At 64.0% G+C, this 16341-nt stretch carries 17 protein-coding genes; 10 read left to right on the forward strand and 7 right to left on the reverse strand.

The window, feature by feature from the left end:
* Nucleotides 1–330 precede the first annotated feature (330 nt).
* The 3 genes from Q0687_RS17230 to Q0687_RS17240 all read left to right on the forward strand — a co-directional run bounded on the left by Q0687_RS17230 (nt 331) and on the right by Q0687_RS17240 (nt 2467).
* Nucleotides 331–648 carry a hypothetical protein gene (locus Q0687_RS17230; protein ID WP_298878875.1) on the forward strand — a complete coding sequence of 106 codons (318 nt, stop codon included), beginning with the start codon at nt 331–333 and terminating at the stop codon, nt 646–648.
* A 146-nt stretch (nt 649–794) separates the two neighbouring features.
* Complete coding sequence (msrA, locus tag Q0687_RS17235; protein WP_298878877.1) at nt 795–1451, forward strand: peptide-methionine (S)-S-oxide reductase MsrA; 657 nt, start codon at nt 795–797, stop codon at nt 1449–1451.
* A gap of 263 nt (nt 1452–1714) precedes the next feature.
* The gene (locus tag Q0687_RS17240) at nt 1715–2467 is read left to right on the forward strand and encodes a polysaccharide biosynthesis/export family protein (protein ID WP_298878879.1); all 753 of its coding nucleotides are present in this window, start codon (nt 1715–1717) and stop codon (nt 2465–2467) included.
* 111 nt (nt 2468–2578) lie between these two features.
* Here Q0687_RS17240 and Q0687_RS17245 read toward each other — a convergent pair whose 3' ends face one another.
* From Q0687_RS17245 to Q0687_RS17260, 4 genes are all read right to left on the reverse strand, one after another.
* Nucleotides 2579–3061 (reverse strand): hypothetical protein, encoded by a 483-nt coding sequence (locus Q0687_RS17245; RefSeq protein WP_298878881.1) that lies wholly within the window; start codon nt 3059–3061, stop codon nt 2579–2581.
* An 84-nt stretch (nt 3062–3145) separates the two neighbouring features.
* Nucleotides 3146–3817, reverse strand: a complete 672-nt coding sequence (locus tag Q0687_RS17250) for a dienelactone hydrolase family protein (protein WP_298878883.1) — start codon at nt 3815–3817, stop codon at nt 3146–3148.
* A gap of 166 nt (nt 3818–3983) precedes the next feature.
* On the reverse strand, nt 3984–4325 hold the full coding sequence (locus Q0687_RS17255) for a hypothetical protein (protein ID WP_298878885.1): 342 nt from the start codon (nt 4323–4325) through the stop codon (nt 3984–3986).
* 24 nt (nt 4326–4349) lie between these two features.
* Nucleotides 4350–5114, reverse strand: coding sequence for an alpha/beta fold hydrolase (locus Q0687_RS17260; protein ID WP_298878887.1), 765 nt, complete (start codon nt 5112–5114; stop codon nt 4350–4352).
* Between the two features lie 471 nt (nt 5115–5585).
* Between Q0687_RS17260 and Q0687_RS17265 the strand changes: the two genes are divergently transcribed.
* The 3 genes from Q0687_RS17265 to Q0687_RS17275 all read left to right on the forward strand — a co-directional run bounded on the left by Q0687_RS17265 (nt 5586) and on the right by Q0687_RS17275 (nt 9844).
* Nucleotides 5586–6077, forward strand: coding sequence for a (2Fe-2S)-binding protein (locus Q0687_RS17265; protein ID WP_057754010.1), 492 nt, complete (start codon nt 5586–5588; stop codon nt 6075–6077).
* Entirely contained in the window at nt 6074–8359 is a 2286-nt protein-coding gene (locus Q0687_RS17270) for a molybdopterin cofactor-binding domain-containing protein (RefSeq protein WP_298878893.1), read from the forward strand. Before Q0687_RS17265 ends, Q0687_RS17270 begins: the two co-directional genes overlap by 4 nt.
* 390 nt (nt 8360–8749) lie before the next feature.
* Nucleotides 8750–9844, forward strand: coding sequence for an HD domain-containing phosphohydrolase (locus Q0687_RS17275; protein ID WP_298878895.1), 1095 nt, complete (start codon nt 8750–8752; stop codon nt 9842–9844).
* A 94-nt stretch (nt 9845–9938) separates the two neighbouring features.
* Here Q0687_RS17275 and Q0687_RS17280 read toward each other — a convergent pair whose 3' ends face one another.
* Both Q0687_RS17280 and Q0687_RS17285 read right to left on the reverse strand, forming a co-directional pair.
* Nucleotides 9939–11519, reverse strand: coding sequence for an ATP-dependent acyl-CoA ligase (locus tag Q0687_RS17280; protein ID WP_298878896.1), 1581 nt, complete (start codon nt 11517–11519; stop codon nt 9939–9941).
* Nucleotides 11520–11627: 108 nt separating this feature from the next.
* Complete coding sequence (locus Q0687_RS17285) at nt 11628–12038, reverse strand: VOC family protein (protein WP_298878898.1); 411 nt, start codon at nt 12036–12038, stop codon at nt 11628–11630.
* Nucleotides 12039–12180: 142 nt separating this feature from the next.
* Between Q0687_RS17285 and Q0687_RS17290 the strand changes: the two genes are divergently transcribed.
* The 4 genes from Q0687_RS17290 (at nt 12181) to Q0687_RS17305 (ending at nt 14806) form a co-directional block, all read left to right on the forward strand.
* Nucleotides 12181–13155: a tripartite tricarboxylate transporter substrate binding protein gene (locus Q0687_RS17290; RefSeq protein WP_298878900.1), complete on the forward strand. Its 975-nt coding sequence runs from the start codon at nt 12181–12183 to the stop codon at nt 13153–13155.
* 98 nt (nt 13156–13253) lie between these two features.
* The gene (locus tag Q0687_RS17295; RefSeq protein ID WP_298878902.1) at nt 13254–13706 is read left to right on the forward strand and encodes a metalloregulator ArsR/SmtB family transcription factor; all 453 of its coding nucleotides are present in this window, start codon (nt 13254–13256) and stop codon (nt 13704–13706) included.
* The gene (locus Q0687_RS17300) at nt 13679–14050 is read left to right on the forward strand and encodes an SRPBCC domain-containing protein (protein ID WP_298878951.1); all 372 of its coding nucleotides are present in this window, start codon (nt 13679–13681) and stop codon (nt 14048–14050) included. Before Q0687_RS17295 ends, Q0687_RS17300 begins: the two co-directional genes overlap by 28 nt.
* A gap of 21 nt (nt 14051–14071) precedes the next feature.
* Complete coding sequence (locus tag Q0687_RS17305; RefSeq protein ID WP_298878903.1) at nt 14072–14806, forward strand: thioredoxin family protein; 735 nt, start codon at nt 14072–14074, stop codon at nt 14804–14806.
* A 205-nt stretch (nt 14807–15011) separates the two neighbouring features.
* Here Q0687_RS17305 and Q0687_RS17310 read toward each other — a convergent pair whose 3' ends face one another.
* A complete protein-coding gene (locus Q0687_RS17310) occupies nt 15012–16262 on the reverse strand; it encodes a S1C family serine protease (protein ID WP_298878905.1) in 1251 nt (416 codons plus the stop codon).
* Nucleotides 16263–16341 lie beyond the last annotated feature (79 nt).

Genomic DNA, 16341 nt, shown 5'->3' on the forward strand with positions numbered 1-16341 from the left:
ACCGCGGAATCGACGCTCGGATTTAGGGTGTTCGGTTGCAGGCCGTTCCCGGAACATGAGCGATGAGCCTTGCGGTCATCTCTGAGGCCCTAAAAGAGCCTGCAACTGCTCAAAGAACAGCGGCGGCAGGATTGCGCCCGCCGCCAGTTGGCGCCCTTATAGAGGGGGTCTTTGGCACCGTCAACGCTTTCGGGGGCTGGAAAAGCTGGGTCCTGGCGGCCAGGAGGTGGCCGTAACGCCCTGATGAGGTTGAATTTCTGCCGTCTCCCGGCTATTGGCTGACGGCGTTTCCTTGGGGTCGTCCGATCTGGTGACCATAATGGGTGGGGTATGATCCGCGGCTTTTTCCGACTGATTGGCTTGTTGCTGCTCGCCGGCGGGTTCTTCTTCATGGTCTATGACGGCGCCCGCTGGGTGGCCGACCAGACCCTGCGGTTCACCCGATTCGGGCAGTTCTGGAATGACATCAACCAGGCTAGCCAGTCCGCCTTCCGGACCTGGATCGAGGCCAAGGCGCCTTGGCTCTGGACCTCGGTGATCCGCTTGGTGCTGGATCAGCCGGTGTTTGCCGTGCTCGGCCTGCTCGGCATTTTGCTGATGATCCTGTTCCGCCCGCGGAAGCCCCTGATCGGTTACTCCCGGGATTGAATTGTTCCCGCGGCAAACCCGCGAGCAGGGGCGGCGTAACATCACTGCCGTTCCCTTCGTAAAGACCTATATTCCCACCTGATCGCGAGCACGCCGCCCGAGCCATTGGCTCAGGCGCGCGACAGCTCGTTTTGCGGAGATCCATCATGCTGTTCATGCGCAAGTCCACCGCCCTGCCGAGCGCCGCCGAAGCACTGCCCGGCCGTGCGCAGCCGATCCCGACTGCGAGCATCCATTTCGTCAACGGCGCAAAGTTGCAGCCGCCTTATCCTGATGGCCTCGAGCAGGCCGTGTTTGGGCTCGGCTGCTTCTGGGGCGCCGAGCGCAAATTCTGGGAGCTCGGCGACGGCATCTATTCCACTGCTGTCGGCTACGCCGGCGGCCACACGCCGAACCCGACCTATGAAGAGACCTGCTCGGGCCGCACCGGCCACACCGAAGTGGTACTGGTCGTGTTCGACCCGAAGAAGATCTCTTACGAGAAGCTCTTGAAGACGTTCTGGGAGAGCCACAACCCGACGCAGGGCATGCGCCAGGGCAACGATGTCGGCACGCAATATCGGAGTGCGATCTATGCCTACTCCGATGCGCAGAAGAAGGCTGCCGACGAGTCCAGGGCGCTCTATCAGAAGGCGCTCGGCGCAAAGGGTCTCGGCTCCATCACCACCGAGATCGCGCCGGCAGGGCCGTTCTATTTCGCCGAGGACTATCATCAGCAATACCTGGCGAAGAACCCCGCCGGCTATTGCGGCCTCGGCGGCACCGGCGTGTCGTGCCCGATCGGCGTCGGCGTGAGCGCGTAAGTATAAATCGTTGTGGAGCGGAGCGAGCGCCTCGTCCTTCGAGACGATCGCTCCGCGGTCTCCTCAGGATGAGGCTCAGCGGCAGCTTTCGCTATCGAAATTGCCGCCACACACTCCGTCCTCATTCTGAGGGCCCGCCGCAGGCGGGCGTCTCGAAGGATAGCCGCAGGTGAGCCTCGCGCCGCGCTCTGCTGGCCCCCTCAACCCTTTATTAACCATAACCGGTGCAAGACTTGAGCTGTCTCGTTTTCAGGGATGCTCCGGTGCCGGTTGCACGCGCGTTTCGATGGTCGATCCTGACAGTCTCCTTGGCAGCGTCCGCCGCGCTGACCCTGGGCGGCTGCATGCAGACCGTCGGTCCCGTCGCCTATGGGCAGCCCCGCCCCGATCTCGACACCATGGCCTATGGCCAGCCCTACAGCGCGCCGCAGCCGGTCGTTGTTGCCAATAATGGCGGCGGCGCCATCGATGCGCTCACCAATTCCTTTGCCTCGGGTCCTGCGCCCGTTCCGGTCGCCTATGCGGGGCCGGTGGTGGCTGCACCCGTCCGCTATGACGCCTCCTATCATCTCGATGCCGGCGACAAGCTGCGTGTCGTGGTCTACGGGCAGGAAGGTCTCACCAACAGCTACGCCATCGACGCCGGCGGCTCCATCACGATGCCGCTGATCGGATCGGTGCCGGCGCGTGGCCGCACCACGGCGGGACTTGCCGGCGAGATCGCCGCGCGCCTGCGCAACGGCTTTATCCGCGAACCGTCGGTCGCCGTCGAGATCGAGTCCTATCGCCCGTTCTTCATCCTCGGCGAAGTCGCAGCGCCCGGCCAATATCCTTACGTGCCCAACATGACGGTCGAGAGCGCCGTCGCGATCGCCGGCGGCTTCTCACCGCGCGCCAAGCGCGACGTGGTCACCGTCACCCACACCGAAGGCGGCGGCTCCATGCGCGCCGTGGTGCCGCTCGGCACCCCCGTCAGCCCCGGCGACACCGTGTTCGTCGGCGAGCGCTGGTTCTGACGAAGTACAACGTACTTCGTCATTCCGGGATGGTGCGCCAGCACCAGACCCGGAATCTCGAGATTCCGGACTCGACGCTAGCGCGTCGCCCCGGAATGACGACGAGAGAGCTCACCTCCGAAAATCCAGCCGCCCGTTCGGAAAGCATCCGTCAATCCTGTTGGCGTCCACCACGAGCCCGATCCAGGGCCGCATGATCGCGGGATTGGTCAGGTTGATATATTTCCCGATCAGGCCATTGCCGCTTTCCCGCACGGCATCGATTAGTCCGTGCCGTCGGCCATTGTCCCAATCGAACCGCAGATAGATCCGCTCGCGCACGACGCGGACCTCCGCGCGCCCCTGTTTCCAAAGCTCGGGCGTGTCATCTGGTATGGTCGGATCCGCGCCGCCGTTCCAGCGGCTCGCCCAGCTGCCGTCGATCGGATCGGAAGGTGCGGGAATGGGCGCCCATGGCGCCGCATTGTCGTCAGTGGCATCGCCGGCCAGGCGGGCGGCGATGGCATAATTCATGACTTCGGCATCGCCGGGCGCCGGCACGTCCATGGTGCCGAACGGGTTGCGGATGATGATGTTGGTGTTGATCTGCTGCATGACGCTCTCCCGGCGTGACCTGGCTTGATAAGCCAGCTCTATCGCCGCGCAGAGGGATGCAGCCACCCGATTTCCGCGCGCGCCCTATTTCAAATGTTTCGCAAAGAACGCCATGCTGCGCGGCCAGGCGATATCGGAACTCGCCTTGTCGTAGCTCGGCCGCTCGTCGCAATGGAAGCCGTGCTGGGCGCCGGGATAGACGAAGACCTCGACATCAGGCCGCTTCGCCTTGACGGTCTCGACATCGGTGAGGGGAATGCCGGCGTCCTTCTCGCCGAAGTGCAGCTGCGTCGGCACCTTCGGCTTCTCGTCGGCAAAGCGCACCACGGCGCCGCCGTAATAGCCGATCGCGGCCTTGAGGCCGGTCAGCCGCGTCGCCGCGACAAAGGCGACGCTGCCGCCGAGACAAAAGCCGATGATGCCGACCGGGCCGACATCCTTGACCGCATCGATCGCAGCCTGCGTGTCGCGCAGCATCGCCGCCCAATCCGGATTGGCGACTAACTTGCGCGCTTCCGCGATCTCGTCGGGCGTGTAGCCGGACTGGAAGCCCGGCGACGTCCGGTCGAAGATCTCAGGCGCGATCGCGACATAGCCTTCGCCGGCGAGGCGGTCGCAGACCGAGCGGATGTGATGATTGACGCCAAAAATCTCCTGGATCACCACCACCGCGCCCTTCGCCCTGCCTGAGGGATCAGCGCGATAGGCGCCAAGCTGGAAATTGTCCGATGCGGTCAGTTTGATGTCTTGTCCCACGCGGGTTGTCCTTCTTGGTTGGTGTTCCGAAAGTCGCTTTCATTCCTCATCCTGAGGAGCGCGCCCTTGCGCGCGTCTCGAAGGATGAAAGGCCGAGATGCAGCAGCGGGGCCTTCATCCTTCGAGACGCTTGCTGCGCAAGCTCCTCAGGATGAGGAGAGAGACCTCACTCCCACATCCAGTTGTCGCCGTAATCCTCTTTCCATCCGGCCAGCCGCCCATGACGGAATTGCAGGAACAGGCGGTGGCGGGATGGCACCAGTCCGCTGCCGCCCAGGTCGCGCAGGGCGAGATAGATCTCGTTGCCGGGACGGCCCCGGACATATTGCAGGGGCTGTCGGAGCGCGTGCGCGGTCTGATCCGCGTCCATCCCGAATGCCAGGGGCGTGTTGTTCGACAGGGTGTCGACGAAGGGACGGCGCAGCGGCACCGTGCCGAACGGCTCGGCCTGCACGGATGCCATCATCGAGAGCAGCGCTGCGCCCGCAACCAGGATTGTCCGCTTCATGGCCGTGAATCCCCGTCTCGCCGTCTATGCCGGCAAGTTCTTCAGGAAAGGCACCACGGCGTCAACAAAAGCCTTGGGCTGATCGATGTTGACGGCGTGTCCGGCCGCGGGGATCACAACCTTTTGTGCGCCGGGGATTTTTGCCGCCATGTAATCCGATGCCGCCAGGAACGGCGTGTCGTCGGCGCCGACCACGATCAATGACGGCACTTTGATGTTGGGCAGCAGCTCCATCACCGCGGCGTCGCGCTGGGTCAGCATGCCGCGCGCGGCCAGCGCCAGCCCCTTGGCATTGCGATGGCTGGCGGTGGCGCGCTCGCGTGTCGCCGCTTTCAGCACCTCGAGGCCTTCGCGATCGAGCTTGTCGGCGGTGGCGAGCGCCCGCGCATTCCAGGCCTCGCGCGGCTCGTCCTTCTTGAATCCGGGGCCGGTGTCGATGATCAGCAGCGCGCGCGTGCGTTCTGGATGGGCGCGATAGAACGCGAGCGACATGTAACCGCCGAGCGACAGCCCGCCGATGATGGCCCTGTTGGTGCCGACCGCATCGAGGATCGCCGCGATGTCGCCGACGGTCAGCGCTTCGCTGTAGGCTTTGGGATCGTCGGGGTAATCGGACTGGCCGTGGCCGCGCATGTCCCACAGGATGAGCTTGTGATCGCGCGCCAGCGCATCGACCTGGCCGTGCCACATCGCCGAGGTCGAGGAATAGCCGTGGGTCAGCAGCAGTGGCGGCCCGTTGCCGTGCACTTCGTAATAGATCCCGACGCCGTCTCGATTGATCTTCGGCATTGTTTCCGACCTTTCAATTCTTCTTCTCGTCGCGGAGACGGTGCACCCTCTCCCCTTGCGGGAGAGGGTGGATTCGCGAAGCGAAGCCGGGTGAGGGGTGTCTCTCCTCACGAACGCTTTTGCGAGTTGAGAGATACCCCTCATCCGGCACTTCGCGCCACCTTCTCCCACAAGGGGAGAAGGGACATCTACGTCCGCGCTTGCACCTTAGCCCGCCAAGTTACCTCGAAGAAACTAGCTGAATGCAATGACACTCATGTCCGATTCGCTTCGCTTGTTGTGTCCAGTCGCTAACGTCAGCGCCGTTGTCGCAACGCACAAACGAGATAGTCTCGACCGGTTCCAAATTGCATTTGCCTCCGCACGAGAACGCGATCATTCTTGCGCGCAAGGCGGAGGCCGGCCCGGTGGGCATCCGTCACTCAAGTTGCCGCCGTAAGCGGCTTCATGCACCGGCAGGGGAAGACGCCTATGCCAACGCTCACGATCAACGGGCGGAGCATGTCCGTGGATGCGGCAAACGACACGCCGCTCCTTTGGGCTATCCGCGAACAATTGCAAATGACCGGCACGAAATTCGGCTGCGGTGCCGGCCTGTGCGGCGCCTGCACCGTGCACGTCAACGGCGAAGCCGTGCGCTCGTGCCAGACCATGGTCGGCGATGTCGCCGGCAAGAAGATCACCACCATCGAAGGCCTCTCTGCCAAGGGCGATCACCCCCTGCAGAAGGCATGGATCGCCGAGCAGGTGCCGCAATGCGGCTACTGTCAGTCCGGGCAGATCATGCAGGCGGCTTCGCTGCTGGCGAAGAATTCCAATCCGACCAAGGAAGAGGTCGTGGCGCATATGGACGGCAATCTCTGCCGTTGCATGACCTATTCGCGGATCCAGAAAGCAATCATGCGCGCCGCCACCGAGATGCGCACCGCATCCGCCGCCGGCAACGAGCGGAGGCCCACATGAACCAGCACGTGAAGAACGTCACCCCTGAAGCGACTGATCTCAGCCGCCGCTCATTCCTGGTCGGCACAGCCGCGACCGGACTCGTGCTCGGCTATGCCGGCGTGCCCGGTATCGGTGAGGCGCTCGCTGCGGCGCCCGCCAATTTCGAGCCGAGCGTCTGGTACGCGATCGCGCCCGATGGCCTGGTCACCGTGACCTGCGGCAAGGCCGACATGGGCCAGCACATTGCCTCCACCATGGCGCAGATCGTCTGCGAAGAGTTGGGCGCGAAGTGGAGCGACATGCGGGTCAACCTCGCCTCCAACGATCCGAAGTTCAACGACCCCGTGCTCGGTGCGCAGATCACCGGCGGCAGCTGGTCGACCATGATGAACTTCGACGCGATGAGCCGGGCGGGTGCGGCCGGGCGCATGGCGCTGACCGAAGGCGCGGCAGCCTCCATGGGCGTGCCGGCTGGCGAGCTCACAGTGCGCGATTCCATGATCGTGCACGCAAAGTCGAAGAAGCAGATGTCGTTCGCCGATGTCGTCAAGAGCGGCAAGGCGACGAAAACCTTCACGGCGGACGAGCTGAAAGCGATCAAGCTTAAGACGCCGGATCAATACACCATGATCGGCGTGTCGGTGCCGCAGATCGACATCCCCTCCAAGACCAACGGCACGGCCAAATACGGCATGGACGTGATGATTCCGGGCATGGCCTATGGTGCGGTGGTGACGCCGCCGGTGCGTTACGGCGCCACGGTGAAATCGGTCGACTACAGCGATGCGAAGAAGGTGCCGGGCTTCATCAAGGCCGTCACCCTCGACGACAAGACCCAGACGACGACGGGCTGGGTGGTCGCGGTCGCCAACACCTATGCCAACGCCAAGAAGGCGGCGGCGGCGCTGAAGGTCAGCTATGACGGCGGGCCGAATGCGAAGCTGTCGAGCCAGTCGCTGCTCGATGAAGCCAAGCGGCTTCAGAAGCTCGACGATTCTGGCCAGTTCTTCGTCAAGGACGGCGATCCCGCGGCAGCCCTCGGCACCGCGGCCAAGGTGCTGGAGGCGGAATACACCACCAGCATCAATATCCACGCGCCGATGGAGCCGATGAACGCCACCGCGGAGTTCAAGGGCGACATCCTGCACATCTATTCCGGCAACCAGTTCGCGACGCGCTCCGGCGCGATTGCGGCGGGCGCTGCCGGGATCGATCCGAAGTTCGTGGTGATGCACCAGATGTGGCTCGGCGGCGGTTTCGGCCGCAGGCTCGACGCCGACATGATGGTGCCGGCGGTGCAGGCGGCGAAAGCCGTGGGCAAGCCGGTGAAGGTGATCTACACGCGCGAGAACGACATGACGATGGATTTCTCGCGTCCGCTCACCTACCAGAAAGTGAAGGCTGGCGTCGACGGCGACGGCAAGCTCGTCGCGCTCAGCCACGACGTGGTCTCGGCCTGGCCGACCCAGCGCTGGGGCATCCCCGACTTCCTGTCGCCTTCGGTCGACAAGAAGGGCCCGCTCGACGCGTTCACGGTGAACGGTTCGGACTTCTTCTACACCGTGCCGAACCACAATGTGCGCGCGATCAAGAACGAGATGGCGCACAACGCCACCCCGTCCGGTCAGCTCCGCTCGGTGGCGCCGGGTTGGACCTTCTGGGCGGTCGAGAGCATGATCGACGAGATCGCGGCGGCGACCGGCAAGGATCCGGCGCAATTCCGCATCTCGCTGCTCGACGGCGCCGGCAAGAACGACGGCGGCGCGCAGCGGCTGCGCAATACGTTGCTCGCCGCGATGGGCCTTGCCGGTTACGGCACCAAGAAGCTGCCGAAGGGTGAAGGCATGGGCGTTGCCTGCGTGTCGTCGCAGGAACGTGCGACCGCAAGCTGGACTGCTTGCGTCGCGCATGTCGCCGTGGCGCCGTCGGGCGAGGTGACCGTGAAGAAGCTCACGGTCGCAACCGACGTCGGCACGCAGGTGCATCCCGACAACATCCGCGCCCAGGTCGAGGGTGCGGCGCTGTGGGGCCTGTCGCTGGCGATGTACGAGAAGGCGACGCTGAAGGATGGTGGCATCGAGCAGACCAACTTCGATGGCTACAGGCCGTTGCGCATGAGCCAGATGCCGGAAGTCGCAGTCGCCGTGATCGCCAATGGCGAGAAGGCCACCGGCGTCGGTGAGCCCGCGGTGACGGTGGTGGCGCCCGCCATCGGCAACGCCATCTTCAACGCCAGCGGCGCCCGCGTCCGCGCGCTGCCGATCACGGCGGAAGCCGTGAAGGGGGCGATGAAGGCGTAAGCTGCGGAGTCATCCTCGCGAAAGCCGATCCGCCGGAGGGCTACCTCCGGCGGATTTTTCTTGGGGCACTCCGCGTCCCAGCACTCACTGTCATGCCCCGCGAAGGCGGGGCATCCAGTACGCCGCGGCCTCGCGATTCCAGCCGCGCCGCATCGGAGTACTGGATCGCCCGGTCAAGCCGGGCGATGACAATGGGAGGACGAAAACCCGAGTGTTTTCAATGGCCGTTCTACTGTGCATGGGGTTGTTTTCGCGCTCCGGCCGGAACCCTTCGATCCGTAAAATTGCGTGCAATTCCGGAAGGTCCCGTTGAGCATGCCTCTTAAGGGCCGGAGAACCTGATCCGGCTTAGGCTGACGCCCGAAGACACTCCCGTGCTTTGGGGAAGCCATGAACGCGCCAGTCAAATCCGCCAACAAACGCCGGCTTCTGCTGGCCTCCGACCGGAGCGATGCGAGCACCGAGCTCGCCGGCATCCTGAAGGCCGTCGGCGAGGTCTCGACGGTGACCACGCAGGAGATTCCCGAGCAGCCCTCGCGCGATCTGTCCGGCCTCGTCGTCGACATCAACCTGCGCTCGCCCGAAAGCGTGCAGCGCGTGCGCAACAAGCTGCGCGGCGATGCCTATCGTTCGATGCCGCGGCTGTTCGTGCTGGCCGATGCGCTGCATCACGGCACCATGCAGGCCTGGGCGCTCGGCGCCACCGACACCATCTCGCGCCCACTCCAGCCCGAGGCGATCCTGCAGCGCATCCGCGCCGCCTTCCCGGACACGGCCGTCTATGACGCGACCGATCGCGGCAAGACGCTCAACCGCGGCGTCGAGGCGGCGCATGCGGTGCTGAAGAAGATGTTCGAGAAGCTGCCGCTCGGCGTGCCCCTGACCTTCGACGACGTCATCGCCGCCGAGACCAAGATCCTGAAGGCGATCAAGCACTCCTCGCTGCGCGAATGGCTCACCACCGTCGGCTGCCATCATGTCGGCAGCTACAGGCACTGTCTGTTCGTCACCGGCTTTGCGGTGTCCTTCGCACAGCATCTCGGCATGCGCGAGGACGACCAGCGTCGCCTGACCCGCGCGGCGCTGCTGCACGACGTCGGCAAGGCTTTCGTCCCCTCCGTGCTGCTCGACAAGCCGGGCAAGCTCACCGACGAGGAGATGGCCGAGGTCCGCGAGCATCCCCGCCGCGGCTATGATGCGCTCGCAGCCCAGGGCGGCTTCCCGCCGGAGATGCTGGACGTCGTGCTGCATCATCATGAATTTCTCGACGGCAGCGGCTATCCCAACGGCCTGTCGTCGAACCAGATCAGCGACATCGTGCGCCTGACGACGATCGTCGACATCTACGCCGCGCTCGTCGAGAAGCGCGCCTATCGCATGCCCTTCACCCACTCCCGCGCGTTCACGATGATGGAAGGCATGGGCGGCAAGCTGGACCAGCAACTGCTGCAGGCCTTCCGCCCGGTGGCGCTGGGGTCGTTCTGAGAATCTAACCCGTCATTCCGGGGCGCGCGAAGCGCGAGCCCGGAATCTCGAGATTCCGGGTTCAACGCTGCGCGTTGCCCCGGAACGACGTTCCCTACTCCACCATCTTCCGCAGCTCCGCCTTCGCCACCTTCTCCAGGGTCGAGCGCGGCATGTCGTCGACGAGCCTGATCTCGCGCGGCACCTTGAAATCGGCAAGGCCCTTGCGACAGGCCGCCATCACGCGATCCTGCAAATCCGGCGCGGCGTCCGCAACGCCGCCATGCGGGATGATGAAGACGACAGGCACCTCATCCAGCATCGGATGCTTCTTCGCCACCACGGCGGCCTCGCGCACGCCGGGGACGATGGCGATGACCTGCTCGATCTCGGAGGCCGCGACGTTCTCGCCGCCGACCTTCAGCATGTCCTTGGTGCGATCGCCGAACCTGATGAAGCCGTTCTCAAGCCGCGTGACGCGATCGCCGGTGAGGAAGAAGCCGTGCTCGTCGAAGCTCTCGCGCGTCGCCTTTTCGTTGTGCAAATATTCGGCGAACAGCGACAGGCCGGGGATGCCCTTGATCGCGAGATTGCCGGTGTCGCCGACCTCGGTCGGCCGTCCGTCATCGTCGGCGATGCGGATCTGATATTCGGGCGCGGCGCGGCCGATCGACATTGGGATGTTGGGCTGGTCGACCTCGCCGATGATGCCGTGGGTGATGGTTTCCGTCATGCCCCACCAGCCGATGATCTTGACGCCGAATGCGGCAAAGGCCGGTGGCTCGTTCACCGCCGTGCCCCACAAGCGGAATTTATGGTCTTTCGGAATCTCCTGCTCGAGCAGCGCCTTCATGCAGAACGGAATGGTCGAGGTCCAGGTCGAGCCGTGCTCGCGAGCGACGTTCCAGAACCGGCTTGCGGAGAAGCGCGGCTGGATCACGCAGGAGCCACCGACCCACAGCGTCGCCAGCATGGAATAGGCCAGCGCGTTGGTGTGGAACAGCGGCAGATAGGTCTGGTGCACGTCGCCGGCGTGAAGATCCTCATGCGCCGCATTGATCTTGGCGCCCCACAGCGCATTGGCGTGGGTCCAGAGCACGGCCTTCGGCCGCGACGTCGTGCCTGAGGTGTATTGCACGCTGCACGGCGCAAGCGGATCGATCGCGCGCCTGGGACGATCGGCGCTGTCGGCGAACAGCTGCTCAAAACTCTCGCCGTGCGAGACCGCCTGTGCAGGCGCCGCACCCGCATCATGCGAGGTCACCGCCATCCAGCGGATGTTGCGGCAGTTCTGGGCGACGATCTCCGCATAGGCCGGCTGCGTGATCGCAGCGACCGCGCCACAGTGATCGGCGAAATACTCCATCTCCGCCGGCGCCGAGCGCGTGTTGGTGGTCACGGCAATGGCCCCAAGTTCGACGCAGGCAAACCAGGCCAGCAGCGCCTCGATGCAATTGTCCAGGTGAATGAGCACGTACTCGCCGGACTTCACGCCCCGCTTCGCCAGGCCCGCCGCAAGCGCGCCGACCCGCTCGTGAAACTCGCGGTAGCTCCAATGTTGCGCAGGTGCATCGAACGGCGCCCAGATCAGGAACGGATGCGCGCTGCGCGCCTCGGCGCGCATCTTCAGCAGCCAGGGCACGTCGAGCCCGTCGAACGGGCTCACGATACCGGCGGCGGTTCGTTGAATGGCCATGAGTCCTCCCGTGCAGCCTGCATCTTGATGGCAGCTGCCATTTGATGATTGCGTCTTCCTGCCATCACATGGCACGGCGCGCAAATCGGGGAGGGCGTTGCGTGCCGCTCAATACTCGTACGACGAAATCTCGATCAGGCTGCCATCCGGATCCCGGCAATAGACCGAGCGCAGCGTGCCGCGGGCGCCTTGCTTGGGAACCGGGCCTTCCTCGATCGCGACGCCATGTGCCTGCAGATGCGCTACCACCTCGTCGGGCGTCGAGGAGGTGAGGAAGCACAGATCTTCGCTGCCGGCGGTCTGGTGGTCGGCGGTGAACCACTCCACCTTGTCGGCGTCGCGCGGCCGGACGTTGATCTTCTGTTGACCAAATTGAAGCGAGGTCCGCGGCGCTTTGCCGCCACCGGGATCGAACACCTTGACTTCCATGCCGAGAATCTTGCGATACCACTCGGCGGTCACAGCGACGTCGGCGACGTTGATGACGAGATGATCGAGAGCCTGAACCTTCACCGCCATGCCTTATCCTTTCGTCACCATGGATCTTGCGTCCCTTTCCGCGCGTGGTGAGCTTTGTTACAACGCCACCGATGCCGTTTTCAAGGCAACCAGCCTTCAAGAACAACACTCATTCAAGAACAACACTGGGAGAACCCTCGAGATGATCACTCGCCGCACTGCGCTGGGCCTGCTCGCCGCCACGCCGCTTGTAGCCAGCCCGCTGTCGAAGGCATTTGCAGCGGATTATCCGTCCCGGCCGGTGAAGTTCGTGGTGGGTTATCCGCCGGGCGGTGCCACCGACATTCTGGCGCGGCTGATCGGCCAGCGGCTGTCGGAGCGGTTCGGCCAGCAATTCGTGATCGAGAACAAGCCGGGCGCCGGCAATAATATCGGTACCGAATCCGTCGTGAACGCCGAGCCCGACGGCTACACGGTGCTGCTGGTCAATCCGGCGAACTACATCAACACCACGCTCTACGCCAATCTCAAGTTCAACTTCCTTCGCGACATCGCGCCGATCGCCGCGTTCCAGCGCGTGCCGAACGTGATGACCGTCAACAAGGATGTGCCGGCCAAGACCGTCGCCGAGTTCATCGACTATGTGAAGGCCAATCCCGGCAAGGTGAACATGGCCTCGTCAGGCAACGGGACCTCGGTGCATCTGTCCGGCGAGATGTTCATGGCCATGACCGGCTGCAAGATGCAGCACGTGCCCTATCGTGGCGCGGCACCCGCGATCACCGACATGCTCGGTGGTCAGGTCCAGGTGATCTTCGACAACATGCCCTCGATCATCCAGCACATCCGTTCCGGAAGCTTGCGTGCGCTCGGCGTCACCACGGCGCAGCGCTCGCCGCAGCTGCCCGACGTACCAACCATCGGCGAGACCGTGAAGGATTACGAGGCGAGCGCGTTGTTCGGGATGGGTGCGCCGAAGAACATGCCGAAGGACCTGATCGCCAAGCTCAACAACGAGATCAACACGCTCATGAAGGAGCCCGAGATGACCAAGCGCCTGGTCGAGCTCGGCGGCGATCCGTTGATCGAGACGCCGGAGGCGTTCGGCCAGGACATCGAGGCCGAGACCGCCAAGTGGAAGAAGGTCGTCGAGTTCGCCGGCCTCAAGGTCGAATAGCGCTTCTGCGATTCACGGAGGAAGCCCCGCCTGAAGGCGGGGCTTTTTTGCGTGGGTTCCCGCTTGACGGGATCGGGCTTGCGCCTATATTAAACCTTATGGTTAAGTATCAGGACGAGACGCTCGATCGCACCTTTGCGGCGCTGTCCGATCCGACGCGGCGCGCGCTGCTGGCGCGTCTCGGCGAGAAGGACAGCCTGTCGGTGAGCGAGCTGGCGGCACCGTTCCCGATCTCGCTCCCGGCGATCATGAAGCATCTCGACGTGCTCACGGATGCGGGCCTGATCGTGCGCGAGAAGACCGGGCGCACCGTGTCCTGCCGGCTCACCGCGCAGCCGATGGAGCAGGCGATGAACTGGCTCAATCGCTACGCACAATTCTGGTCCGAGAGTTTCGACCGCCTTGCCGCCTTTGTGGAGGAGGAACCATGGTCAACGCAGTCGCCAACGCCGCCGAACGCGCAAATGAAAGGCCGAGCCTCACGCTCACGCGCCGGCTCCGGGCGCGGCCGGAAAAAGTCTTCATCGCCTGGACGCAGGCCGAACAACTAGTTCAATGGTTCGGGCCGCCGAACATGAAGCCGGCGACGCTGAACGCCGAGCTCGACGTTCGCGCCGGCGGCCGCTACCGCATCTCGTTCACCCGCGACGACGGTGAATATTTCGAGGCCGGCGGCACCTATCGCGAGGTCGTGCCGAACGAGCGGCTGGTCTTTACCTGGGCCTGGCACTCGACGCCGGAGCGCGAATCGCTGGTGACGATCACGTTGAAGCCCGACGGCGCCGGCACGTTGATGATCTTCCATCATGCGCAGTTCTTCGACGAGACCGCGCGCGACAACCACCAGCGTGGCTGGAGTTCGTTCTTCGACAAGCTCGATAGCTTCGTCGCCTGATCCCTGTCAGAGGAGGATACCATGCAGCAACATCAGATCGTCTCGCGCGAGGAGTGGGTCGCCGCTCGCAAGGCTCATCTGGCGCACGAGAAAGCGTTTTCGCAGGCCCGCGAGCGTCTGGCCGAAGAACGCCGCGCCTTGCCCTGGGTGAAGGTCGACAAGCGTTACGTGTTCGACGGGCCTGATGGCAAGGTGACGCTCGGCGATCTCTTCAAAGGGCGCCCGCAGCTCGTGGTCCAGCACGTGATGTTCGCGCCGGATTGGGAGGCCGCCTGCAAGAGCTGTTCGTTCTGGGCCGACGGCTTCGAGCGCATGGTGCCGCATCTGGCGGCGCGCGATACCACCATGGTCGCGATCTCGCTGGCACCGAGCGCAAAACTCGAGGCATTCAAGCAGCGCATGGGCTGGACGTTTGACTGGGTCTCCTCAGGCAATAACGAATTCAACTACAATTACGAGGTCTCGTTCACGCGCGAGCAGATCGACAAGGGCGTGCCGAAATACAATTTCGGCACCACGCCGTTCTATGGCCCGGAACTGCCGGGCATCAGCGTGTTCTATCGCAACGAGGCCGGCGAGATCTTTCACACCTATTCCTGTTTCGCCCGCGGCCTCGACATGATGAATGCCGCTTATCAATATCTCGACCTCACCCCGCTCGGCCGTCACGAGGACGGTCTGCCCTATCCGATGGATTGGGTTCGCCTGCGCGACCAGTACGAGCCGCAGGCGAAGGGTGCGTGCTGCCACGGGTGAGGGGCTATGCGCCTTACGTGCCACGCGTGCAAACTGTTATCGTCACCCTGAGGTGCCGGAGCCTCGCGGCGCAATTGCGCCGCTGGGCGGAGGCCTCGAAGGGCGACAGCCCAGCTGCATCCGGGCCGATTCATCCTTCGGTGCTCACACTGCTTTGCAGTGTGAGCACCTCAGGTTGACGGAATACACGAGTACGAATGCAACCCTACTTCTTCGCATCAGCCTCTTCCGTGCCTTTGCACGAGATCAGCATCGTATAGGCACGCGCGTTGCCGGCGATGTCGGCGGTCTTGAGCTCGCCCTTCGGCTCGGCCGTCTGGTACGGCACGACCGAATTGTCGAGGAAGTCGCGCAGTGCGCCGGTCTTGATGGCGAAGTTGATGTTCTCGGGAATATCGCCGGTTAGCGCGGCAATGCGCAATCCGGGGATCTTTCCGGTGACCACTCCCACGATCTGGCCGCTGGTGTCGAACAACGGGCCGCCGCTATTGCCGGGCTGCACGGGTGCGCTGATTTGCAGGAAGCGCGTATCGTTGCGCATGCCGCTCAGCGAGCTTACGATCCCGGTGGTCACGGTGAAGTCCGACGTCAGTAAGCCATGATAGGGAAAACCGATCGCTACGACGGAATCGCCGGAGTGGAACGAGCGATCGCGGATTCGGGCAAACTCCTTGAATGTCGCCGTCGAGGGCGCCTGCAACAACGCCAGATCGTTGTTTGGATCAGCAGACACGACCCGCAAGACCATCGCGGCTTCGCCCGTGAGATTGCCCTTGAGCTCGCTGCAACCGTCGATCACGTGGTTGTTGGTGACGATGTGCCCGGCCGCGCTGATCACGAAGCCGGTGCCGAAACCGCTCTTGGCTCCTTTGCCGGGCTTGCTCGCCGGCGGCGGGCCCTGCTTGTCACCCGCGGCTGCGGTCCTCGCCGCACCCTTGGTGAAATCGCCGGCCTTGTCGAGCCCGTCGGCTTTCACCCTGGTCACGCAATTGGCCAATGCGGCGATCACCGGCCCGGTCGACCTCAGGTCGAAGTTCAGGACGGCGTGGCCGGCCGTCGCCACCATCAGGTTCGCCTTCTGAAACGTGCGCACAACATTGAGCGGCAGGACGGCCGTGAGCATGTCGGACCGGTATGCCGTCGCGAACAGCCTGGCTTGCTCCTGTCCGTCAAAAGTCACGTCGATCGCGGCGTTCTCGCCCTTGTTGAAGTGATAGCTGGGACTCGCGAAGGCGAGCGACCATATGCCGGCGGCATTTTGGCTCACGACGAGGATGACGCCGTTCGCATAAGGCGCCGTCACCGCGCAATGGGAGAAGGCGCCCGTCTCGTCGTTGCTGAAGGCGCCGCCGGTCCAGCCGCCAACATTGACGGTACCAAACGGTCCCTTCGCATGGGCTGAGCCAACAAGACACACCTGCAGCAGAGCTGCAGCGACGAGCGACCTTAACCACATAATCTCCCCCCAGGGCATCTCGGCCGCATCTTATCTGGGCTGGCAGCCGAGACGCAACCGGCAGTTGTCCGGCCGGAGC

It is taken from the genome of uncultured Bradyrhizobium sp. (assembly GCF_936928535.1).
GTDB lineage: Bacteria > Pseudomonadota > Alphaproteobacteria > Rhizobiales > Xanthobacteraceae > Bradyrhizobium.